Here is a 22,702-nt window from a genome sequence, read left to right as displayed (position 1 = left end):
AGTTCATGAATAACCCATCAAAAGCGGCCTTGGTATCGAAAGCGACCCTTTGGCCATTTATACTCCTTACCAGCCTTTTCTTGCTTTGGGGGCTTGCCAATAATATGACGGACACTTTATTGGCGGCGTTCAAGAAAATCCTCAGCATGACCGATACCCAGACGAGCCTGATCCAATTGGCTTTTTATGGGGCTTATTTCTGTTTGGCCTTGCCTGCGGCGATTTATATCAAGAAATACACCTACAAATCCGGAGTGCTCCTGGGCTTGGGCTTGTTTGCTGTAGGAGGACTATTGTTTTATCCTGCCAGCATCATGATGTCCTACGGATTCTTCCTGTTTGCATTGTATGTACTGGCGGGAGGCTTGTCTATTTTGGAGACTTCTGCCAATCCTTACATTATGGTGATGGGGCCGGAAGCCTCTGCTACAAGAAGGCTTAACCTCGCCCAGTCTTTTAATCCCGTAGGTTCGATCATTGGGGTTTTGCTGAGTAAGCTCTTTATTCTTTCCCAGCTAAATGTGGCTGAAGCAGATGAAAGAAGCAAAATGACAGTCGAGCAGCTGCAGCAGGTACGACAGGCAGAGCTGGATGCAGTGATGAGCACATATGTTGGGGTTGCGCTGTTTTTGGTGCTGATGTGGATATTGATCAAATTCACCAAAATGCCTACCGCCTCAGAAGGAGGACTTCAAGATTCCTTGGGCAATGGCCTGAAACGGCTTTTGGGCAATAAAAATTATGTATTTGGAGTCTTGGCGCAGTTTTTCTATGTGGGTGCGCAGATTGGGATTTGGTCCTATACTATCCGTTATGTGATGATGGAATTGGACATGAACGAGAGCGATGCCTCTGACTATTACCTTGCGGCGATTATACTGTTTACGGTCAGTAGGTTTTTGTTTACTGCCCTAATGAAATTTGTGCGGCCTAGTCTGTTAATGGCCATTTCAGCGATGGGCGCCATTGGGTTGACCATGGTCGTGATCTTTGGAAGTGGCTTGGTAGGTTCTGTTGCACTGGTATGCATTTCTGGATGTATGTCGCTGATGTTTCCGACCATTTATGGGCTGGCGGCAGAAGGGCTTGGCGATGATACCAAATTGGGCGGATCTGGGTTGATCATGGCTATTCTGGGAGGTGCTTTGTTTCCTTTTATCCAAGGGCTTGTTTCCGATGGACTGGATAGTATTCACCTTTCGTTCTTTGTTCCTGCTGCTTGTTATTTGGTCGTGGTGGCCTATGGGCTTTATCATTATAAGCACAAGAAAGAGATCCCTGCAATGGCTGCGGGGGATTGATAGGGAGCTTGAATAAAGTGGATTTGGGAGCAGCACAATGTTTCGTTCCCAAATTCACTTGATGATGTTCTTTTTGGGTCAGCCTGAGAGAAGGCCGATTTCAATAATTATTGGAACGTCCAATAAGTGCTAATTTGCCAAAAGCGACTACTTTGTCAAATGGCGCATAAAATATCCTTTTGAATATGAATTCGTTAAATTTAGGGTACGCTGACACAAGATAAGATTGATATTATCATAGAAACCATGAAGCCGTATAAGCCGACCAAGATCGGTGTGGTCGGCTCAGTGGCCAGAAATGAAGAGACAGAAGAGAGTGATATAGATTTTTTGTATGAGTTTTAGAATACCATAGGTCTCTTTAAGCTTATTCGTTTAATTGGTAAGTTGGAACAACTATTATATAAAAAGGTCGATTTGGTTGTTGAAAAATACGTGAATCCTAAGTTAAAACCTTATGTTTTAAATGACTTGAAAATTATTCATGAATATTGACAAGGATTTGTTTAGACTTGGGCATATTGACGAGTGTATTGAAAAGATAGAAGTATTGGCCCGTATTATTAAACTTGTGACAATTTTGAGGAAAAGTGGATTGAAAGGGATGCAATCATTAGGAACCTAGAGATTATAGGAGAAGCTCCTCACCATATTTCCGAAGTGTTAAAGGAAAATCACCCGATGTAGAATGGACAGAAATAAAAGGAATGAGGAACTTCATGGTTCATGAGTATTTTGGGCTTCAATTGGATACTATTTGGGATGTGGTCATAAACGATATTCCGCTATTAAAAAAGCAAATAAAAAAAATCATCCAAGATTTAAGTTAGGAATTGATCACCCATTTTTTAGAGTCCTAATCTTCATCACTTTACCCATGCTTCGTTTTCTCTCCAAAAAGCCCGAAAGAGCAGGATGGGATCCAATCGAAAATGGTTGATTTTAGCATATAATTTGGGCCGTGCCAAAATTCGGGTGTAGTCAAAACTTACCCATGGATTTGCAGTGAGCCTTTTTAACTAAGTTTTCAAATAACCAACTTATGAAAATATTAACCTGTACAGAGCCAGGGAGTTTTGAATATGTAGAAGGGGAAAAGCCATCACTAAGTCCAGGAAGGGCGATTATAAAGATCAAGCGCATTGGGATATGCGGGACAGACCTTCATGCCTACGAGGGCACACAGCCTTTTTTTACCTATCCGCGAGTGCTGGGTCATGAGCTGTCTGGTGAATTGATGGAAGTGGACGGGACAGATGGTTTTTCGCCGGGAGACCTGGTGACCATCATCCCGTATTTTAACTGTGGAACATGCGTTGCCTGCAAAGCGGGTAAACCAAACTGCTGTGCCTCGATCAGTGTGTTTGGTGTCCATGAAGATGGAGGTATGAAAGAATATATTTCTGTGCCATCTTCCTCTTTGGTCAAACAGGAAGGACTTACTTTGGATCAGCTGGCCTTGGCCGAGCCATTGGCCATTGGTGCGCATGGCGTGCGAAGGGCAGGTGTGCAGCCAGGTGAATTTGTGGTGGTAATGGGAGCTGGGCCGATAGGTCTTGGCGTGATGGAGTTTGCCCGGATTGCCGGAGGAAAAGTCATTGCTATGGACATCAACGAGGATCGCTTGGCTTTCTGCCGGGAAACGCTTGATATCGAACACACGGTCAATGCCAAAGGCGATTACAAAGCAGAAATAGCGAAGATTACAGGCGGAAGTTTTGCCGAATCGGTTATCGATGCCACGGGAAGTTCGGTGGCTATCCATAATGGCTTTGGACTGATGGCGCATGGTGGAAGGTATGTGTTGGTAGGGCTGCAAAAAGGTCCTGTTGAGTTTAATCATCCGGAGTTTCACAAGCGGGAATCGACCCTTATGAGCAGCAGAAATGCCACCAGAGAGGATTTTAATACTGTACTGAGGGCATTGAAAGGGCAAAAAGTCAAGGCAGCATCTTATATTACACATCAGGTTGATTTTGATCAGGTGAAAGCTGATTTTGCTTCTTGGCTGGATCCGGCAAATAAGGTGATCAAGGCAATGGTAAGGCTGTCTTAGAAAACTGAAATTAAAATATATTTCGTAAGAGGGATTTCTTGCACATACCTTGGGAGGTTTGAGGTGAATACCTTGACAGCTATGCCCTTGGTGTTTGGTAAAAGTAGTGGGCGGTAGGCAGAAAGTGCCATGATCTTTCCAAAAAGAAAGGTGGATGGTGTGCTGGGTAAAAAAAATGCTTTTCTTTGTTTTTATTACAACAGGAATCTATCCATACAAATAAAGACAATGAAAAATGCAATGCCAACAGCCACTTTGTTAGGGCTGCTTATGCTGATAATATGCCTTCCTTCTTTTGGACAAGAGCATGGCAATGTGATAACCGATGAGTTTATTTTTGATGAAGCTCCCTTTCGGGAATGTCATGCTTCTACCCTAGTGGAGCTGGACAATGGAAAGCTTCTTGCTGCCTGGTTTGGGGGGGAATACGAACGGCATCCGGAAGTGGGGATTTGGACGGCTACCAAAACCAATAATGGATGGAGTGCACCCATTAAGGTCGCTGATGGCAAGGTGAATGATACGTTGAGCTATCCCACTTGGAACCCCGTTCTTTTTAGAATGACAAAAGATTCATTGGTGCTCTTTTACAAAGAAGGACCTTCTCCCCAGGAATGGTGGGGAGTGTATAAAGTAAGCTTGGATGAAGGACAAACTTGGTCTACAGGCAAAAAGCTCCCTGAGGGAATATTGGGTCCCATCAAAAACAAACCTATAAAACTGAAGAGTGAGAAGGTACTGGCACCATCCAGCGTGGAGGACGAAAATGGCTGGCGTGCACATATCGAGATTACCGAGGATAATGGAGCCACCTGGCGAAAAGTGCCCATTGATCATAATGGGGATTTTGATGTGATCCAGCCAAGTATCCTGCAACACGCCGACGGGAGGCTACAAGTACTTTGTCGTAGTAAGCAAAATCATGTGATTACGGCATGGTCTGAAGATGAAGGGGAGAGTTGGAGTGCACTGTCAGCAACCTCCGTTCTCAATCCGAACAGTGGTACAGATGCTGTAGCCCTTAAGAACGGAAAACATCTTTTGGTGTATAATCCGGCTGTAAGTGGAGATGATTGGTCGGAAGGAAGGGATAAACTTAGACTGGCAGTTTCTGCAGATGGACTGGAGTGGACGGATATTTATACGCTGGAAAATGAATCCTCAGGGGAATTTAGCTATCCTGCCATCATTCAGACTACAGATGGCAGAATTCATATCAGCTATACCTGGAAGAGGAAAAAGATCAAGTATGTGGAGTTGGAAGGATTCTGATTAGGAATAGAGCAATTTTATTACCTCCGAAGTATTGTTACAGCCGGTTTTGGCCAGGATGTTATTGCGGTGCTTGGCGGCTGTGGTGGGGCTGATGAAAAGCTGCTCGGCAATTTCTGAACTGGTTTTCCCTTCTGCTATTAAGATGATAATTTCCCGTTCGCGCTGGGTGAGCTTTTGGTAAATTTCATTTTCCTCCAGCTGGAGGCCTTTTTGTTCAAAATTGGCGAAGGCCAAATCGATGGCTATTTGGACACTTCGTTCATTATAGGGTTTGGTGAGAAAGGAAGAAGGAGCGGTGGCGATCGCTCTTTGCACCGTTTTATTGTCTGAAAAGGCCGAGATGTAGATAATGGGTGTTTTTTTATACTGAAGGATGGCCTGGACGGTTTCGATGCCATCCTTGTCTCCGTTGATATTGATGTCACAAAGCACCAAGTCCACATGATTGTCACAGAAAAGCTCAAGAGCTTTGTCCCCGTTATTGGCAATACCTATGTTTTCGTATCCAATATCCTCGAGCAAGAAGGCAAGATCTTTGGCAATGAGCATTTCGTCTTCTATGATCAATACTTTTTTGGTGTGTTCCATCGCTTTATTTCTTAAAAATAAGTTGGATTTTAGTGTTTTCGCCTTCGGAGATATCCAGTTTTCCGTGCAACTGTAAAATCAAGGACCGGATCATGCTCCATCCAAAAGAGTGGGAATCCCTGATGGTGGAGGCGGTAAGGCCCCGGCCATTGTCCCAAAAGGTGAAGTGTACAATTCCCTCTTCTAACTGCAAGGAGAGGTTGATTTCGATTTTTTCTTCCTGCACATGTTTGAAAGAATTGGTGATCAACTCATTCAGGATCAATCCCAGCGGGATAGCTTTGTCCAGTCCCAGGGAGAAATCATCTCCTGTAAAATCGTATTTGAAAGTCTTGTAGCGACTTTTGAAGGCTGCTTCTATCTGGTCAAAGAGGTCACTTATATAAGTTTTACAATTCACTTGGGAATCATCGTCGGTGACATATAGTTTTTGGTGAAGGAGGGACAGTGCCTGCATTCGCATCCTTCCATCGGTCAGGGCCACTTTGGCATTTTGATCCTTGACACTTCTGCTTTGAAGGTTGAGAATACTGGAGACAAGCTGGAGGTTGTTTTTTACACGGTGGTTCAGCTCACGAAGGAGGCTTTCGATTCGCTGGTTTTTTTGCCGTAGGCTGTCATGCTGTGCTTCGATCTGTTCTTTTTGTTGCTGGATTTCGGCAGTTCGCTGTAGCACCAACTTTTCGAGTCGTTCTTTATTTTGGGCAATGCGCTGGTACTGGTAAAGGATAACACCTAGCAAGGCAATCGTAAACAACGTCTTGAACCACCAAGTGAGGTACCAGGGCGGTAATATCGTTAGGGCTATGCTGGCAGGCTCAGTGGACCAAAAACCATCGTTGTTGGAGGCTTTGACACGAAAAGTATAGTGACCTGGAGGTAAATTGGTATAGGTAGTACTTCGGTGTGAAGTGACGGGTCGCCAGGTTTGGTCATAGCCGGTAAGCTGATACTGGAATTTGTTTTTGTGGCCATTGATCAGGTTAAGGGCCGTGAAATGGAAAGAAATGACCGACTGCTCATGGGTAAGAACAACTTCTTCAGTGTGAGGGATTGCCTTTTGAAGTATTCCCGAGGAATCTCCGGGAGTTATGGGGGTATTGAACAAGTCAATTCCAGTGATCTGCACTTTTGGCGGAGTGGTGTTTTCAGGAATCCTGAGTGGGTCGAAGTATTCCAGTCCACTTGAGGACCCAAAGTACAGTCTCCCGTCATTATCCTTGTAAGCAGCACGGAAGATGAAGTAATTGTCCATCAGACCATCCTGTTGGTTGTAATTCCTGAATACACCTGCTGTGTTCATCATAGAAATGCCCTCTGCAGTAGCAATCCAAAGGTTGTGGTCAGCATCTTCCAGTGTGGAGCTGATGACATTGCTCGGTAGGCCATCACGTGTGTAATAATTCGTGAAGGTTTTGTTTTCAACATTGAATTTGTTTAGACCTAGTTCAGTACTTACCCAAAGATTGCCCAGGTGGTCCTCGGAGATATGGTTTATCTTATTATTGCTGAGGCTTTGGGGGTTGTTTTCCTCATGGGCAAATTTGGTGAAGCTGCTGTCCTCTTCGTTGAGGAGGTTAAGGCCTCCTTGGCTGCCTACCCAAATCCGGTGCCGGCTGTCTTCAAAGATATAGGAGATAAATTCATCGTGGTTGTCACCATGGGTGAGTGTGTCGCTGATGGGAAAAGGATCGGGCACTTGGGTATGGGGATTCCAGATAAACAGCCCTTTTTCTGAATTACCAATCCAAGTTCTCCCTTGACTGTCATGCAAGATAGGGAGGTTAAATTCCGGAAAAAACTGGTCCGGAGGTGTTTGGTGCGGAAGAGGACGGAGTGTTTTGGTACGGTGGTTCCACTCATAGACAAAATGTGCCCAGGTAGCTATCCAGTAAATGTCCTCGTCGATCCTGGTGATCATGGCCAATCTGTTTACACTGCTTTGATCACCATTTTTGATGGTGTACTTTTTTGTCTTTCCCGTTTTGACATTCCTGACAAAAAGCCCAGAGTAGGTGGTGAACAGGTACTCATCTTCATTGTGCTGAATCATGCTGGATACACGGGAGTAATATTTATCTGTAGCATCAGGAATAAATCGGATGGAATTGAATTTGTGGTAATGGGGGTGATATTGGAAGATGCCTTCATTATATACCGCTACCCATAGGCTTCCATCCTTACCGGCACTTACGTTGTAAATATTATCTCCCTGGAGCTTGTTCGGGCTTGATCGATCTGATCGGATTCGCTCAAACGTTTCCTTTTTGATGTCCAGTACATTCAGACCATCCAAGGTTCCGACGAACAGTTTACCAGGATGTTCAGGGTGATGCTCAATGGAGAAGATTACATCATGGCTGATCGCATAGGGATTCGAAGAAGATTGATAATAATGCGTAAATTGGCCAGAAGGAAGATGGAGCTTATCAAGGCCTCCTCCAGTCCCGATCCATAAGGTGCCTTCGGGGTATTCGTGAAGGTCATAAATATAAAAATGACTTAGGCTTTGGGAATGTTCAGGGACATGCTGAATGCCAGAAAACTCCATGGTTTCCAAGTCCAAAAAATTCAGCCCATTTCCCGTTGCGATAAAAAGCTGTGACTGGTCTGCTGACAGTTTGATCTGACGGATAGTAGTGCTGAGCAGACCATCGTCAGTGCTATACCGGGTGAAGTGATGGGTGGATGGATCAAATTTGCAGAGCCCATTGCTGGTGCCTAGCCAGATATTGCCATTGGGATCTTCGGCGATTCCCCTTACCCGGTCGTCACTGAGGCTATTGGGGTCTTCTTCTTCGTAGGAAAAGTTGGTGAACCGATCCGTTCTAGGGTCGTATTTGCTGACACCGCCCCCATAAGTTCCCGCCCAAATATTGTTGTTGCTGTCTTCAAAAAGCACCCAGATAAAATCAAATGCCAATGAAGTGCTGTCGCCTACTTCATGGGTGTAATGCCTGAAATCCTGCCCATCAAATTTCCATAGGCCATTTTCTCCAGCTATCCACACATACCCGTTTTCACTGTGGAGGATGTCATAGGGGAAAGGCTGGTTGATTCCTTGACTGGCACCATAGGTTCTAAAGACCGGGAGGGACTCTTGGGGAAAGGCCGTATGGGCAAAAGCAGACAGAATAATGCACCAGTAAAAGGGTAAGACTTTTTGCATGGGTAAAATTTGCAAAGTGTAGCTTCAAAATCAATACTTAATTTAGTGTATTTATTGATGAAAACTGAGGAGTTTTGACGTTTTTTGGCCATGCTTGTAATCCTAACGGAGTCTTTTCCACTTGTGGGTTTCTTTAGTATTGGCTCTTCTCGATACGGGATGTGGTGCAGGCGGTTAGAAGGAGGTACGTCAAAAGCATCCCAATGAAGAATGCCGTCTTACTAAGAATGTGCGTCATTTTAATAACTTAATTAGTAAAGCTAAAAAATGATACAGCGTTATGGTAGTGTGAAAGCCAGCTAAATAAAGTGTTATTTGGTGGTTTGTAGAGAATAATGACTAGTCAATATGATATGAAAAGGATATAATTCTAAATAGAGAGTGTAAATTTGGGATATTGAAGCGGTACTTTAAAGGATACAATATTAATAAGTGTAATAAATACAAATATTATTTTTAACTTGTAATCTGTTTAGTTCTACTTAGTCAAAGTGGTTCGATGAGATCCCTCCTGTGTCGGGATGACAAAAAGCACTGTCACCCGCTGCGGCGATGGAATCTTTTTAAAGAAACCGTTTAATTGGACAGAGTAGGGGTAGGAACATGTCTTTCAAAATCCATAAAAATAATTAACCAATGAGTAAATTTCTTGAGCTTAAGAGAGAATGCTACGAAGCCAATATGCAGCTTCCCGCCTTGGATCTGGTGGTGTATACATTTGGCAATGTAAGTGCTGTGGACAGGAGTGAAGGGGTTTTTGCTATCAAGCCGAGCGGCGTGGCTTACGAAAAGTTAAAGCCGGAAGATATCGTGATTTGTGATTTTGATGCCAAGATCGTGGAAGGCGAAATGCGTCCTTCGTCCGACACCAAGACCCACGCTTATCTGTACAAGGAATGGGAAAATATCGGGGGGATTGTCCACACCCATTCGCTATACGGTGTATCTTGGGCTCAGGCGCAAATGGACGTGCCGATTTTTGGGACTACCCATGCCGATCACCTGACCAAGGACATACCGTGCGCCCCTCCCATGGCCGATGAGCTGATCGAAGGTGACTACGAGCACATGACCGGAAAGCAGATATTGGATTGTTTTGCAGGTAAAGGCCTGAGCTACGAGGAAGTAGAGATGATTTTGGTGGGAAGTCATGGGCCGTTCACTTGGGGGAAATCCGCAGCTAAGGCAGTTTATAATAGCAAAGTGTTGGAGGAAGTAGCAAAAATGGCTTATCTTACCCTCCAAATTAACCCTAACGCTCCGCGATTAAAGGATGCTTTGATCAAAAAGCATTATGAGCGTAAGCATGGTAAGGATGCTTATTATGGACAAGGTTGCTAAGAAGTACAAGGTGTCAAGTATCGAGTAGCAAGACTATAGATAAAAGGACACAGAGAAAACAAAAATTTGACAGTTGTGCTGGGCCTCTGCTCCAGTACTAACAGACATTGAGTCTCTGACTCAAGTAAAAATGGCACTTTAAGGTAGTATCTGAAAAAAGTATTGCGATGATAATCCAAATAACAACATAAAATCTATGAACCTATTAAAATCTAATTACTTGGGCGCATTGGTACTTGCCGGTGCGTTATCTTTTTACGCTTGTGACCCGAAATCATCAGAAAAGTCATCTGAGGAGACCGCTGCGAAGGAATCGACCAGTGGTCTAAGTATTTCTGAGGCGAATGCCACCGTAGAAGGTAAGGAAGCTCAGATTTATACGCTGAAAAATAGCAATGGAGTGGAAGTGGATATCTCCAACTATGGTGGGGTGATCACGCGATTGGTGGTCCCTGATAAGGAGGGGAACTTGGAAAATGTGGTGCTCCATTACCAGGACTTGGAGGGTTACAGTACCAGTAGCAATTATTTTGGCTCCACTGTAGGCCGCTATGCCAATAGAATCGCCAAAGGGAAATTCGAACTTGATGGCGAGGAATACACCTTGGCCACCAATGATGGCGAGAACCACTTGCACGGTGGGGACAAAGGCTTCAACAAGGTGTTTTGGGAAGCTAAAACTATCGAGAACCCTGAAAAGGTTGGCCTTTCATTGACTTATGTAAGTGCTGATGGGGAGGAAGGTTATCCCGGTGAGCTGACCACAATCGTCACCTTCAGCTTGGACAATGACAATAACCTGGAGGTGGCATTCGAAGCAGTGACCACAAAAGCTACCATCGTTAACCTTACCCATCACGGGTATTTTAACTTGAGCGGGCTGAAGGAAAATATTCTTGGTCATGAGCTGACCTTGTATGCGAATCACTACACTCCTGTAGACGAAACATTGATCCCTACTGGAGAAGTGGTGCCGGTAGAAGGAACACCATTTGATTTTACCACCCCACACCAAATCGGTGAACGCATCGACCAAGTGAAGGGAGGCTATGACCATAACTATGTCGTAAAGGCCGAGACAGATGATCAAATGACCAAAATGGCTGAGCTCTATCATGCCGGATCTGGTAGAGTAATGGAATTGTATGCAGATTCTCCTGCCGTACAGTTTTATTCCGGCAATTTCCTTGATGGAACCATAGAGGTAGATGGTGTCACATACGACCAGTATTATGGACTTTGCCTAGAACCACAGACCTTCCCTAATTCTCCCAATGAAGAGAGTTTTCCTTCCGCAAGGTTAAATCCCGGAGAGACCTACACCCATAATATCAAATACCACTTTGATGTGAAGTGAAAATAGTTGACTTGGCAGCGATCAATTAAAACTATCGGCCAAGTAAAAATATGGGAACCCCAGCAAGCTGAAAGAAGGCTGCTGGGGTTTTCTGTTTAGATGGCCTTGAAGGATTAGGAGAAAATGTCGGTCAAGCTTATCGTATGCGTTGGTGATTCAAAATTGAGCTGGTCATCCTGACCTTGTTTGGCAGTTCCCTATTTTTCAATTCCTCCGAAAATCTATAAACCTCAGTTCGATTTAACAATCGTCACTGCGAAGCGTGAGAAGGGGAGTTTGAGGGAAGGACCTGTAGTAGTTCGCCGCGGCGAGTTGCCGCACCCCCGACTTTTTCGCTTGATCGATGATCTACCGGATCTGCATTACTCTCATTACATCATTATCCTTAGATTTGTAAAAAAACTGACCTAAATGAATTCAATCTATCCAGAACCTACCGTAGGAGCGATTATTTTTAATCCAAAGGATGAAGTGTTGCTATGCAAATCTGCCAAGTGGAATAACCAATATGTCATTCCTGGTGGGCACATCGAAAAAGGCGAGCGAATGGAAGATGCATTGGTCAGAGAGGTGAAGGAGGAAACAGGACTGGATGTTTATGACTTACAGCTGGTGAGTATACAGGAAAGTGTGAACAGTACGCATTTTGCTGAGCAACGTCATTTTATTTTTATCGACTATACTTGTCGGACCGATAGCATTGATATATCGCTCAATGATGAAGCCGATGAATATGCATGGGTGAAGCCTTCAGCTATTTTGGATTATGATTTGGGAGGGTTTTGCAGGAGTTTTTTTGAAGAATGGCTGAAGGAGCATTCGGACTATCGGCGTGGTGTGTTTTATGGGTATGTAAGTAAATAAGTCTTCCGCTGTTTATGGACAGCGGAAGACTTCAAATAACCTGGCTATTTTATGCACTTATTCCGCAGGATCGATTCCCTCCGAGGTCATGATGATTTTTTTGATGGTACCATCGGGATTGTAATAGAGGTAATCGATGCAGACTGATCTTCTGAAGCTACCGCCATGGGTGGGAATGCTGCCATTGTGGTAGATGAAGTAATCCTTGCCTTTGTATTCGATGATTGCCTGGTGGTTGGTATTGGTATTACCTGCTACTTCGTTCAGGATGCCTTGGTACTTCCATGGCCCGGAGATGCTTTCACTCATGGCGTAGGCCGTTTTTTCCGGGAATTTGTAAGCATAGGAGAGGTAATAGAAATCTCCCTTCTTGTGCACCCATGGTGCCTCGGTGAAATTGGGCAGGTCGATGTATTGGATTTCACTGTCCAGTTCGAGCATATTGTCCTTTAGCTTGGCATAGTAGCAAATGGTGTTTCCCCAAAAAAGGTGGGCGGTGCCATCGTCATCGATATATACCGTAGGGTCAATATCATCCCAACTGATCTTGGTGTCTGTGGTCATGTCGTTGGTGATCAAGGCATGGCCAAGGGCGTCTTTCCAAGGTCCCACTGGGCTGTCGGATACCGCAATGCCAATGGCTTTACCATGGATTTCTTTATGGCTCACCGTTACGTACCAATAGAACTTGCCATTTTTTTCGATTACCTCCGCTGCCCAGGCATCACCGGCTGCCCAGTCAAAGGTCTCTTTTACATTGACAGCAGCCCTTTCTTCCCAGTTGACCATGTCTGTGGAGGAATATATGAGCCATTCATGCATTTCGTAGAAGTTTTTTTCTGGAGGTGCCTGGTCATGACCAACGTAGAGGAATACCGTGTCCTGATGTACAATAGCTGCAGGATCGGCGGTGTATTTTTCCGTAATGACTGGATTGCCCGGTGTGATCGGGTCTTTTTCAGTAATGGTGCTTTGGGAAAATCCAGGAATTGCAGCACTGAACAGTACGGCGGAGCATAATAATGTCTTGATGTTCATTTGAGGGTCTATTTTGGTTAATGGACTAGCGAACTTAGATCCATTCAAAAATAGCACAGCTTTTTCAGATAAAAAATTTTAAGTGTATAAAAAACACTAATCTGAATTGAACTCATTCTTTAAACTATCCCGACTAAACAGGACAAGGGATGGAGGGGCTGCATTGATATCCAGTTCAGGGAGTTTTTCTTGTAATTGGGTTCTTCCTTTTTCAGTGGTGGCCGTTTTCCATAAGTAAATGGACTTTAGGTGCTGGAGTCGGTGGAGCTTTTTGATGCCTGCATCGGAAATACCAGATCCATAAAGATTGAGGTATTCGAGCCACTGCATTTTCTGGATGGCATTTAGGTCTTCGTCTTGTATGGCCGTGTGGTCCAGGTGCAGCTCTGCTAAATGCTCGAAATCCTCAAGAAACCCAAAATCAAGTCCATCATCCAGTTTGGTCTTGGAGAGGTTTAGCCAAATGATTTGTTTGCTGTGGTTGACCAGGGTTTTTAGCTGTTCCTTACTGAGCGGGGCTGAGGTATTGAGGTAACTCACCTGTAAGAGCGGAATTTCAGAGGAGATAGGTGCTGCAGAAAAGCCATGCTTTCGTAGCTCTTTCAGGTCTTCTTCGCTGGCGGGAGGAATATCCTGTGCAAAAACCGGATTGATCGTTTTACTTTTTGGATTGACCAAGGCATCCAATATTTCCTGCACTTCTGGTGTGGGGGTAGTCTCGGCTACTTTTTTGTCAAAAGAAGCTTCATTTTCAATCCACCATTCCATCAGTAAAATTTCATCTTTGCTAAGTGGTTTTTTACCTTCAGGGGGCATGACATCATCATGGTCTTGGGGGAGCTTGATACGTTTGATCAGTTCGCTGTTCGCGGGCTTTCCGGCTGTAAATACGGGGCCATTTTCACCACCTTTTTGAAAACCCTCTTTTGTGTCCAGTCTCAGGTCACCCTTGGTTTTTTCGGGATTGTGGCAGCTTTCACATTTGGCATCGGTGATGGGCTTGATGACATCATCAAAAATAATGGCCTCTTCTAAATTGGCAATCACATGATCTTCATCGTTAGCTTTTGGCGGCAGCCCGACGACTTTTCGCATGGGATTTGGCATATACTTTACCAGGTAGTCTGAGCCATGGGTGAGATTGCCTCCGAGATGTCCTGTAAAACTAAGGCAAACCACTGCACCAAACAGCACTGGCAAATAAGCGTTGGGAATCCCCTTTGTTTTAAGAAGTAATGCAATGGAAGCCAATACGATCGTGCCGATGCCAAGCCATAAGTGCCAGTCCAGCGTAGCACCTTGGTATTCGCCACTAAGCGAAAGCAAGTACCCAAACACCGCAGCCCCTACAGCACTTAGGATGCCCAATAAAAGCACGAAGGAGACACTGCCTCCCAAATGCCTGAATTTGGGTATTCTGGAAAGTGCCTCCATCAAAAACGCCAACAGGATAAATCCAATGGGTAAGTGCACGATCAAGGGATGGAACCTGCCCAGAAATAGCGATAGATCGGAGGGCTTTTCCTGTAATTCCGGAATCGACTGAGCGAAGGCAGGTAAGACCGCGAGTATGGTGATAAGGAGAATTAGCGATAGCTTTTTCATTCGGGGAATAGCAGTACTGGTTTTTTTGGTGTCAGTAAATGGTTTTAAGCGAGGATTTTTTCAACGATATTGCCGTGGACATCGGTAAGCCTAAAATCTCTCCCTTGGAAATGATACGTAAGCTGCTCGTGGTTTAGGCCAAGCTGATGGAGAATCGTGGCTTGGAGGTCATGGACATGGACGCGGTCTTTGATGCCATAATAGCCGATTTCATCCGTTTCTCCATAAGTGATACCCGGCTTGATGCCTCCTCCGGCCATCCAGATGGTGAAGGCCTCCAGGTGGTGGTCCCTTCCGATAAATTTCATTTCTTTGCCTCCTCTGTTTTCACGCATAGGTGTACGGCCAAACTCACCGCCCCAGACGACCAGCGTGTCGTCCAAGAGTCCGCGTTGTTTGAGGTCTTTGAGAAGTGCTGACATGGGTTGGTCGATTTCCTGGCACCGGTTTTTGAAGCCATGGTTGATGGCTTCGCTTTTGGCAGCGCCGTGGGCATCCCATCCCCAGTGATAAAGCTGGATAAACCGAACCCCTTTTTCGGCCAGCCTTCTGGCCAAAAGGCAGTTGTTGGCAAAGGAAGCTTTGCCAGGTTCCGTGCCGTACATTTGGTGGATATAGTCTGGCTCATCCTTGATGTCCATGGTTTCTGGGACGGACATTTGCATTTTATAGGCCATCTCGTATTGGGCGATGCGGGTCATGATTTCTGGGTCACCGACCTCCTCAAATTGGTTACGATTGATGTCATTGATGGCCTCGATGGATTTTTTCCGGAGTTCGCGGCTCATTCCTTTTGGGTCGGACAGGTAGAGCACGGGGTCTCCTTTAGAGCGACACTGGACACCTTGATAAACGGTAGGGAGAAAGCCACTTCCCCAGATACTCTTGCCTGCACTAGGGGTCGTTCCACCAGAAACTAGCACTACAAATCCCGGCAGGTCTTGGTTTTCGGAGCCCAGTCCGTAAGTGACCCAGGATCCCATGCTAGGTTTTCCCAACCTAGCACTTCCAGTTTGCATCAGCAGTTGGGCTGGGGCATGGTTGAATTCATTCGTGTGCATGGCCTTAAGAAAAGCCACATCGTCCACACATTGGCTGAAATGAGGCAATCTGTCGGATACATAGGCTCCGGATTCACCGTGTCGCTTAAAATTAAACTGAGGCCCCAGCATTTGGGGTGTCCCTTGGATAAATGCAAATTTTTTCCCTTCCAATAATGAAGGCGGGCAATCCAGCCCGTGAAGCTTCTGTAGCTCCGGCTTGTAATCGAACAGCTCCAACTGGGAAGGAGCACCGGCCATGTGCAAATAAATCACCCTTTTTGCTTTGGGAAGAAAATGTGGTGGCAGCGGATTCATGGGATTGGCACTGTCCCTAAGTTGGCCCAATGCATCTGTGGTCCTTTCGCAAGAACTTAGGCTACTCCCCAAAAGTGAGCCAAAGGCCATAGTGCCCATTCCCGAAAGGCATTTTTTTAGAAAGTGCCTTCTGGTATTCAGTTCCGCTTTTCGATATGCTATTTCTTCCAAGAGATTCATGGTCTTCGCTATTAGGTTATGCGTTGCTTCGTTAATGGTTGTCCGTAAGGTGGAAATAAACGTCCAACGAAGTGGGTATCTTTAATTTTTTGTCACAAATACATCCAAATTCATAATGGCATTGGCTACGATGGTTTTGGCATTCATGTCTGGGTCCTTTATTTCCTGGTCTAAGTTGACCAACGAAAATTTACCGTTCCCAAAATGATCTTTGGCTTCTTCATAAAGCGCCACAAGTGTCTTGAGTGTTGCTTCAGTAGGGGCTTCGAAAAGCGCCAGTTCATAGCCGTAGGCAATTTGATCCTTTACCGATCCTTCCGATATGCTCATTTTCTTTGCAAGTGCTTGTGCTGCTTCAATATACACAGGATCATTGAGTGTTACCAGTGCTTGTAATGGGGTGTTGGTAGATATCCTGCGATTGACACAGACTTCCCGGCTGGGACTGTCAAAAGCCATCATGGATGGATAGGGGCTGGTCCTGCGCCAATAGGTGTAGAGGCCTCTCCTGTGACGGTCGTCTCCGGTACTTTGGACCCATTTTTCAGGATTATTAATGACTTGCCAAATCCCTTCAGGTTGTGGCGGCATGACGGATGGCCCGAGCATTTTCCCGCTGAGCAGGCCACTGACCGCCAAGGCTTGGTCGTGTACTTGTTCAGCCGAAAGCCTTACCCGAGGTCCTCTTGCCAGCCAGTAGTTGGCCGGGTCTTTTTCCAGCAGCTCAGGGGTGACAGTGGAGGATTGCCGGTAAGTGGCGGACATGACGATGGTTTTTAACAGTTTTTTGATATGCCAGGTTTGCGTTTCCCTAAAGTGGATGGCCAACCAATCCAATAATTCCGGATGTGTGGGAGGGATACCCTGCGAGCCAAAATCCTCTTGGGTTTCAACAATTCCTTTTCCAAAGAGTTTGCCCCAAATTCTGTTTACCGTAACCCTTGCGGTCAGAGGGTTATCATCATTTACCAGCCATTGGGCAAGTCCTAGGCGGTTGTTTGGGGCGTCTTTTGGTAAATTGGGCATGGAGCCAGGGACACCAGGAGATACTTGATCACCATGGGTCATCCAATTCCCCCTTTCGAAAACATACGTTTTGCGCTTTTCTCCAGCGGGAAGTTCTGCCATCACGGGAAGGGGGTCGGGCTTTATGCTTTCCAAGGCCGTTTCTTTTTCTTTGATGAGACTTGACAGTTGATAGTTGACGGTGTTATGGCTTTTTGTGCTGTCCAGCCAATGCATGATTTTTGCGCGCTCGGCAGCTTCTATGTCGGTATAGACCGGTATCGTGGGGCTGTCTGTCCAGGTGTCAGCATCCCGTGTATTGTTAAAGAAGGCATAAAATTCATAATATTCATCATGGCGGATGGGGTCGTAAGGATGGCTGTGACACTGCACGCAGGCAAAGGTTATTCCTTGCCAAACTTCCCAGGTGGTGTTCACACGGTCCAGTACGGCCGCTACGCGGAATTCTTCGTCGTCCGTGCCGCTTTCGTCGTTGGTCATGGTGTTTCGATGAAACCCCGTGGCAATCAGCTGATCTTTTGAAGGTGTGGGGAGAAGATCGCCCGCTATTTGCTCAATGGTAAACTGGTCAAAGGGCATATTGGCATTGAAGGCATTGATGGTCCAGTCCCGGAATTTCCACATGGGGCGGTGGCGGTCTTTTTGGTAGCCTTTGGTGTCTGCATACCGTGCCAAATCCATCCACATGGCAGCCCAGTGCTCACCGTATCGGGGTGAAGCTAACAATTCATCCACGATGGCTTCATAGGTTTTGTCACTGGGGTTTCGCTGAAACCGCTCCACCATTTCTTGCCTAGGAGGTAGCCCGATCACATCAAGGCTCAGCCTTCGAATCAATTCAGCAGGGGGAGCCTCCTCAGTTGGTGTCAAACCCTTGTTTTCCAATTTTGCCAATATGAACTGGTCAATGGGGTTTTTGACCCAATCTTCCTGATCGACCGCGGGTAGTTCAGGATTTTTTGGTGGGATAAAAGCCCAGTGATCCTCCCATTGGGCACCTTGGTTGATCCACTTTTTGAGGGTAGCGATTTCTTCCTTGCTCAGTGGAGCTCCTTCGGGAGGCATGCGTTCATCGGGGTCAGTAGATTCGATGCGTTTGATCATTTCGCTGATATGCGCCTCGCTAGGGATGATGGCTGGAGTTCCAGATTTGGTGGCCGTCAGGGCATCCTCTTCAAAAAGCAAACTGAATCCCCCCGACTGCTTGACTCCGCCATGACAGGAAATGCACTTGGAATTGATGATGGGCCGGACTTCTGCATTGAAATCCACCTTGTCTGTGGTCTGGCTTTCCGAACATGAAAGACAACACACCAATACCATCGCCATGCCTGTAAGGCTGGATAGAAGAATATCATTATGGAAATTGCGAAGGGTCATTTTGGGTTGTTTTACATCAGCTAGACTCTTTCAAGCAGTACCGGATACGTCTTGCCTGAATTCCACTGAGGAACATAAATGTTTTCGTCATTGTCGATGCACACATCATGGGGATTTATGAAGGTCTTCCCGTCAAAGGTGATGGTCTGCAGTTTTCCGTCTACGTATGTAGGGGCAGATCCGCCAGGGGCAGAAATGACCTTGTCGTTTTTGTCCAAGACCAAGCTGATGCCATCATCGCCTTCGGCTGTTTCTGTGCGTAATACCGAAAAGTAAAGATTATCTCCTTTGATCACTGGCCTGTTGATCCAGCAGTTACCGACGGCGACTGTTTCGAGGTGTTCTCCATCCAGCGAAAACCGCTTGAATTCATGGGCAATGCGTGAGGTGACGATGAGTTCTGGAGTACCGCCTTTTCGCGTGTCAAGACAGATGCCGTGGGCTTGCTTGAGTTGGTCGTCTGCATCTCCGTTTCCGCCAAAATGCCGGATATATTCTCCTTTTGGGGAGTAATGGATGACATAGCTCTGCCCGTAACCATCAGCGATATAGATGTCCCCATTTGGGCCAATGGCCACTTCGGTGGGTTTGTATTTTTCAGGGCCTTCATAGACGCCCGTTTCTTTGGGGTAATCCAGTGTAAGTATGATTTTTCCGTCCAAAGTAGTCTTAAAGACCTGGTGGCGATTGTGATCGGTGATGTACAGGAATTCCTCACCGTTTTCATCATGTAATGTCAGTCCATGGGCACCGGGAAAGTCATGCCCCCAAGTGTCGAGGACTTTTCCTGAACGGTCATAAAACATCACGTTATTTTTGGTTTCGTTGGTCAGCAGGATGAGTCTTCCTTTTTTATCTTGAACCATTTCGTGGCAGTCTTTGACAGGATAGATGGCTGGATCCTGCGTGCCCCATTCCTTTTTGACTTTGTACTGAAAGGCACCGTGACCGACAATGTCCGCTTTAGGATCCAGGGCTTTGCCGAAATTGATATGGGGAAAGAGTAAGCCTCCAGCGATTAATGTTGAGGTAGATTTGATGAAATTACGGCGGTTATTGATGGGGTTTTGTTGCATGCTTTGTTTAAGTTTTGTAAAATTAAGTGGGTTTCCATGTTTTTTTCTAAAATACAATTTAGGGCTTTTGTATTAAAATATCACAATAACTTTCGGATGCTTATTTTTTAAATGGTTGTGGTACGTATTGAATAGGTGATATAATACGTTTTTTTTAGAATAGTATTTTTATTTTCTACCTATTTAAATGATGAAATTATTGTATTAATCTAAAATGATGATTTATAGTTTTATTTTCAAGTGGCTTTTGGATTAGTTACGGAATCGATTTCGGGATTTGCATTACATTGACCACATCGGATAGAAAAAGTAAGGGAAGATTGTCACGGTTAAGATTGGTTATTCCTTGTCCTGAATGATTTACAGAGGGTAGTTATATTTACCTTTTTGTTTCAGGTCAAAAAGGTAATCCATAAAAAAATGCAGCGGTGAGCTATTTGCCTAAAATCAAAACTAGTACTTGTGCAGAAAAACCCCTCTGCATAAGCTGCCAGCGATTTTACAAATGTAATAACTGGCAAAACGGGTTACTTTATCTTGTACCCATAATTTTACATACAGCGTCTTATTCCTTTGTGATGAAAGCATCCAGGTTCATGATGGCGTTGGCGACGGTAGTCAGGGCGTTACGTTTAGGGTCGGTTTCGGTATTTCCCATGTTTTCCAGTCCTTCATTGGACTGTTGGAAATGGGATTGTGCGTTTTGGTAAAGTGTGATTAGGGTTTGAAGTTCAGCTGTACTGGGAGAAGAAAACAATGCCAGCTCATAGCCTTCGGCAATTTGGACTTCAAGAGAGCTCCCGGTAGTTTCCATTTTTTTTGCCAGGGCTTGGGCAGCTTCGATATAGACAGGGTCATTGAGTGTGACCAGTGCCTGCAATGGGGTGTTGGTCTCAATGCGGCGATTGACGCAAAATTCCCTGCTTGGTCCATCGAAAGTGACCATTGATGGATAAGGGCTGGTGCGGCGGATATAGGTGTAAATGGCCCTTCTATGCGCATCATCCCCTGTATCGGTTTGCCATTTAGCTCCACTGTAAACGACTTGCCAGATTCCTTCAGGCTGATAGGGCATGACGGATGGACCGTACATTTTATCACTCAGCAATCCACTTATGGCCAGTGCCTGATCCCGAACTTGTTCAGCGGTTAACCTGACCCGTGGTCCGCGGGAGAGGTAGTCATTGGCCGCATCGCGTTGGAGTTGTTGGTCTGTTACCTGTGAAGTTTGACGGTAGGTGGATGACATGACGATCGATTTGATCAGCGCTTTAAAGTGCCATTGTTGATTTTCTACCCAGTTGACAGCGAGCCAGTCCAAGAGCTCAGGGTGTGTGGGCGGCGTTCCCTGACTACCAAAATCCTCCTGGGTGAGGACGATGCCTTTCCCAAAAAGCTGAGCCCAAATTCTATTGACCGTGACGCGGGCAGTCAATGGGTTTTTTGGGTCTACCAGCCATCTGGCCATACTCAGTCTGTTTTTGGAAGCGTTTTCAGGGAGATCTGGCATGGAGCCTGGTACATCTGGCGTGACTTCTTTTCCGTGTACGGTCCAGTTTCCCCGCTCAAAGACATGTGTAGTCCGCTTTTCATCCTCGGGCAATTCCCGCATGATGGGCAGGTAATAGGTCTTCATGGCTTTTAGCTCTTCCTCTTTGGTTTTTACGAGCGAGGCAAGTTCAAATCGGGGCTTGTTGGACTTGACAGAGTCAATCCAGCGGATCAGTGCTGCTTCTTTCTTTTGGTCTATTTTCGTGAAAACAGGAAGTACAGGTTTTTCCACAGGCGAGGCATCCTTGTCGGCGGTGTTGTTTAGGAAAGCATAAAACTCATAATATTCTTCATGGCGAATGGGGTCATAAGGATGGCTATGGCACTGGACACAGGCGAAGGTGATGCCCTGCCAGACTTCCCAAGTAGTATTTACCCTGTCCAGGACAGCGGCCACCCTGAATTCTTCATCGTCGGTGCCACCTTCATCATTGGTCATGGTGTTGCGGTGGAATCCAGTGGCGATCAGCTGGTCTTTCGTAGGGGTGGGAAGCAAGTCGCCGGCCAACTGCTCAATGGTAAATTGGTCAAAAGGCATGTCCTCATTGAAAGCATTGATGACCCAGTCGCGGTATTTCCACATGTCGCGGTGTGCATCTTTTTCATAGCCTTTGGAGTCTGCATAGCGGGCCAGATCTAGCCACATGGAGGTCCATTTTTCTCCAAAGTGATCAGAGGCAAGGAGCTCGTCGACCAGTTTTTCGTAATTTTGAAGGGAGGGGTCTTTTTGGAGGCTCTTGACCATTTCTGCAGTGGGAGGAAGTCCCACGAGGTCTAGGCTAAGTCTTCTGGCAAGTGTGGAAGGTGCTGCCTCAGGAGAAGGTTGAAGGCCCTTTTTGTCCATTTTGGCCAAAATAAACTGATCGATGGGATTTCTTTCCCATTCCGCTAAGTCCACATCAGGCAGGATTGGTTGTTTAGGGGCTACAAATGACCAGTGATCTTGCCATTTGGCTCCTTCATTGATCCATTTTTTGAGGGTTTTTATCTCCTTTTCGCTGAGTGGCGGTCCTTCGGGAGGCATCCGCTCCTCAGGGTCAGCGTGAAGGATCCTCTTGATCATTTCACTTTCGGCGGCATTGCCAGGGAGAATGGCCGGTTTGCCGGATTTGGTTTTTGCTAAGGCATCGGATTCGAACAAGAGGCTGAAATCCCCTGATTGCTTTACGCCGCCATGGCAAGTGATGCATTTGCTGTTGATGATGGGTCGCACTTCTGCATTGAAATCCACCGGCTCATCTTCCTGGCAGGAAACCAGTATGGCTACAATGAAAAATGTAAAAAAAAGAATGGCCCTTGATTGCTGCATCAGTATTGTTGAATATTTGGATTATTGTTGATAGGGTGACCGTCAATTTGGCCAAGCTAAAAGTAACAATAATTATATTTTATTTCAAAGGCCATTCTTTTATAGTCTTTATATTAGCGGGATAAGTGGAGTCAAAATGCTCAAGCACTCTTAGCTTCTATCATTAATTTCTTTGAGCATGGAATGCTCAAACCCCGTTCTCTGATAAATAGAGGATTGTTGCTAGGA

General features: G+C 45.6%; 15 protein-coding genes and 2 pseudogenes. 9 read left to right on the top strand and 8 right to left on the bottom strand.

Annotation, left to right across the window (positions count from 1 at the left end; genetic code table 11):
* The first annotated feature begins 5 nt into the window (after nucleotides 1-5).
* The 6 genes and pseudogenes from fucP to FKX85_RS02160 all read left to right on the top strand — a co-directional run bounded on the left by fucP (nucleotide 6) and on the right by FKX85_RS02160 (nucleotide 4,629).
* Nucleotides 6-1,301, top strand: coding sequence for an L-fucose:H+ symporter permease (fucP, locus tag FKX85_RS02185; RefSeq protein WP_141613177.1), 1,296 nt, complete (start codon nucleotides 6-8; stop codon nucleotides 1,299-1,301).
* Nucleotides 1,302-1,547: 246 nt separating this feature from the next.
* The gene (locus FKX85_RS02180; protein ID WP_141613176.1) at nucleotides 1,548-1,646 is read left to right on the top strand and encodes a nucleotidyltransferase family protein; all 99 of its coding nucleotides are present in this window, start codon (nucleotides 1,548-1,550) and stop codon (nucleotides 1,644-1,646) included.
* A gap of 237 nt (nucleotides 1,647-1,883) precedes the next feature.
* Nucleotides 1,884-1,988: pseudogene (locus FKX85_RS21840) on the top strand (hypothetical protein); the annotation flags it as partial.
* Nucleotides 1,977-2,131: pseudogene (locus FKX85_RS21835) on the top strand (HepT-like ribonuclease domain-containing protein); the annotation flags it as partial. The pseudogenes FKX85_RS21840 and FKX85_RS21835, both read left to right, overlap by 12 nt.
* 212 nt (nucleotides 2,132-2,343) lie before the next feature.
* Entirely contained in the window at nucleotides 2,344-3,357 is a 1,014-nt protein-coding gene (locus tag FKX85_RS02165) for a zinc-binding alcohol dehydrogenase family protein (RefSeq protein ID WP_141613174.1), read from the top strand.
* Between the two features lie 228 nt (nucleotides 3,358-3,585).
* Complete coding sequence (locus FKX85_RS02160) at nucleotides 3,586-4,629, top strand: sialidase family protein (protein WP_229239735.1); 1,044 nt, start codon at nucleotides 3,586-3,588, stop codon at nucleotides 4,627-4,629.
* On the opposite strand, the gene FKX85_RS02155 is transcribed toward FKX85_RS02160, so the two are convergent.
* On the bottom strand, nucleotides 4,630-5,220 hold the full coding sequence (locus FKX85_RS02155) for a response regulator transcription factor (protein WP_141613173.1): 591 nt from the start codon (nucleotides 5,218-5,220) through the stop codon (nucleotides 4,630-4,632).
* 4 nt (nucleotides 5,221-5,224) lie between these two features.
* Nucleotides 5,225-8,389 (bottom strand): ligand-binding sensor domain-containing protein, encoded by a 3,165-nt coding sequence (locus tag FKX85_RS02150; protein WP_141613172.1) that lies wholly within the window; start codon nucleotides 8,387-8,389, stop codon nucleotides 5,225-5,227.
* A gap of 636 nt (nucleotides 8,390-9,025) precedes the next feature.
* Between FKX85_RS02150 and FKX85_RS02145 the strand changes: the two genes are divergently transcribed.
* From FKX85_RS02145 to FKX85_RS02135, 3 genes are all read left to right on the top strand, one after another.
* Nucleotides 9,026-9,730: an L-ribulose-5-phosphate 4-epimerase gene (locus FKX85_RS02145; RefSeq protein WP_141613171.1), complete on the top strand. Its 705-nt coding sequence runs from the start codon at nucleotides 9,026-9,028 to the stop codon at nucleotides 9,728-9,730.
* A 196-nt stretch (nucleotides 9,731-9,926) separates the two neighbouring features.
* The gene (locus tag FKX85_RS02140) at nucleotides 9,927-11,087 is read left to right on the top strand and encodes an aldose epimerase family protein (RefSeq protein ID WP_141613170.1); all 1,161 of its coding nucleotides are present in this window, start codon (nucleotides 9,927-9,929) and stop codon (nucleotides 11,085-11,087) included.
* A gap of 411 nt (nucleotides 11,088-11,498) precedes the next feature.
* Nucleotides 11,499-11,951: an NUDIX domain-containing protein gene (locus tag FKX85_RS02135; RefSeq protein ID WP_141613169.1), complete on the top strand. Its 453-nt coding sequence runs from the start codon at nucleotides 11,499-11,501 to the stop codon at nucleotides 11,949-11,951.
* Nucleotides 11,952-12,008: 57 nt separating this feature from the next.
* Here FKX85_RS02135 and FKX85_RS02130 read toward each other — a convergent pair whose 3' ends face one another.
* The 6 genes from FKX85_RS02130 to FKX85_RS02105 form a co-directional block, all read right to left on the bottom strand.
* Complete coding sequence (locus FKX85_RS02130) at nucleotides 12,009-12,989, bottom strand: glycoside hydrolase family 43 protein (protein ID WP_141613168.1); 981 nt, start codon at nucleotides 12,987-12,989, stop codon at nucleotides 12,009-12,011.
* A gap of 96 nt (nucleotides 12,990-13,085) precedes the next feature.
* A complete protein-coding gene (locus FKX85_RS02125; RefSeq protein WP_141613167.1) occupies nucleotides 13,086-14,594 on the bottom strand; it encodes a c-type cytochrome domain-containing protein in 1,509 nt (502 codons plus the stop codon).
* 44 nt (nucleotides 14,595-14,638) lie between these two features.
* A complete protein-coding gene (locus FKX85_RS02120) occupies nucleotides 14,639-16,132 on the bottom strand; it encodes a DUF1501 domain-containing protein (protein WP_141613166.1) in 1,494 nt (497 codons plus the stop codon).
* Between the two features lie 81 nt (nucleotides 16,133-16,213).
* Nucleotides 16,214-18,538, bottom strand: a complete 2,325-nt coding sequence (locus FKX85_RS02115; RefSeq protein ID WP_141613165.1) for a PSD1 and planctomycete cytochrome C domain-containing protein — start codon at nucleotides 18,536-18,538, stop codon at nucleotides 16,214-16,216.
* A gap of 20 nt (nucleotides 18,539-18,558) precedes the next feature.
* The gene (locus tag FKX85_RS02110) at nucleotides 18,559-19,614 is read right to left on the bottom strand and encodes an NHL repeat-containing protein (protein WP_141613164.1); all 1,056 of its coding nucleotides are present in this window, start codon (nucleotides 19,612-19,614) and stop codon (nucleotides 18,559-18,561) included.
* A 565-nt stretch (nucleotides 19,615-20,179) separates the two neighbouring features.
* Nucleotides 20,180-22,474, bottom strand: coding sequence for a PSD1 and planctomycete cytochrome C domain-containing protein (locus FKX85_RS02105; protein ID WP_141613163.1), 2,295 nt, complete (start codon nucleotides 22,472-22,474; stop codon nucleotides 20,180-20,182).
* Nucleotides 22,475-22,702 lie beyond the last annotated feature (228 nt).

This window comes from Echinicola soli (genome assembly GCF_006575665.1).
In the GTDB taxonomy this organism is placed as follows: domain Bacteria; phylum Bacteroidota; class Bacteroidia; order Cytophagales; family Cyclobacteriaceae; genus Echinicola; species Echinicola soli.
This window is presented reverse-complemented; position numbering and strand designations above follow the sequence as displayed.

Bases quoted from the DNA above. Each gene is read 5' to 3' on its own strand.
- fucP (WP_141613177.1), top strand. From the start codon at position 6: ATGAATAACCCATCAAAAGCGGCCTTGGTATCGAAAGCGACCCTTTGG.
- FKX85_RS02180 (WP_141613176.1), top strand. From the start codon at position 1,548: ATGAAGCCGTATAAGCCGACCAAGATCGGTGTGGTCGGCTCAGTGGCC.
- FKX85_RS02165 (WP_141613174.1), top strand. From the start codon at position 2,344: ATGAAAATATTAACCTGTACAGAGCCAGGGAGTTTTGAATATGTAGAA.
- FKX85_RS02160 (WP_229239735.1), top strand. From the start codon at position 3,586: ATGAAAAATGCAATGCCAACAGCCACTTTGTTAGGGCTGCTTATGCTG.
- FKX85_RS02155 (WP_141613173.1), bottom strand. From the start codon at position 5,220: ATGGAACACACCAAAAAAGTATTGATCATAGAAGACGAAATGCTCATT.
- FKX85_RS02150 (WP_141613172.1), bottom strand. From the start codon at position 8,389: ATGCAAAAAGTCTTACCCTTTTACTGGTGCATTATTCTGTCTGCTTTT.
- FKX85_RS02145 (WP_141613171.1), top strand. From the start codon at position 9,026: ATGAGTAAATTTCTTGAGCTTAAGAGAGAATGCTACGAAGCCAATATG.
- FKX85_RS02140 (WP_141613170.1), top strand. From the start codon at position 9,927: ATGAACCTATTAAAATCTAATTACTTGGGCGCATTGGTACTTGCCGGT.
- FKX85_RS02135 (WP_141613169.1), top strand. From the start codon at position 11,499: ATGAATTCAATCTATCCAGAACCTACCGTAGGAGCGATTATTTTTAAT.
- FKX85_RS02130 (WP_141613168.1), bottom strand. From the start codon at position 12,989: ATGAACATCAAGACATTATTATGCTCCGCCGTACTGTTCAGTGCTGCA.
- FKX85_RS02125 (WP_141613167.1), bottom strand. From the start codon at position 14,594: ATGAAAAAGCTATCGCTAATTCTCCTTATCACCATACTCGCGGTCTTA.
- FKX85_RS02120 (WP_141613166.1), bottom strand. From the start codon at position 16,132: ATGAATCTCTTGGAAGAAATAGCATATCGAAAAGCGGAACTGAATACC.
- FKX85_RS02115 (WP_141613165.1), bottom strand. From the start codon at position 18,538: ATGACCCTTCGCAATTTCCATAATGATATTCTTCTATCCAGCCTTACA.
- FKX85_RS02110 (WP_141613164.1), bottom strand. From the start codon at position 19,614: ATGCAACAAAACCCCATCAATAACCGCCGTAATTTCATCAAATCTACC.
- FKX85_RS02105 (WP_141613163.1), bottom strand. From the start codon at position 22,474: ATGCAGCAATCAAGGGCCATTCTTTTTTTTACATTTTTCATTGTAGCC.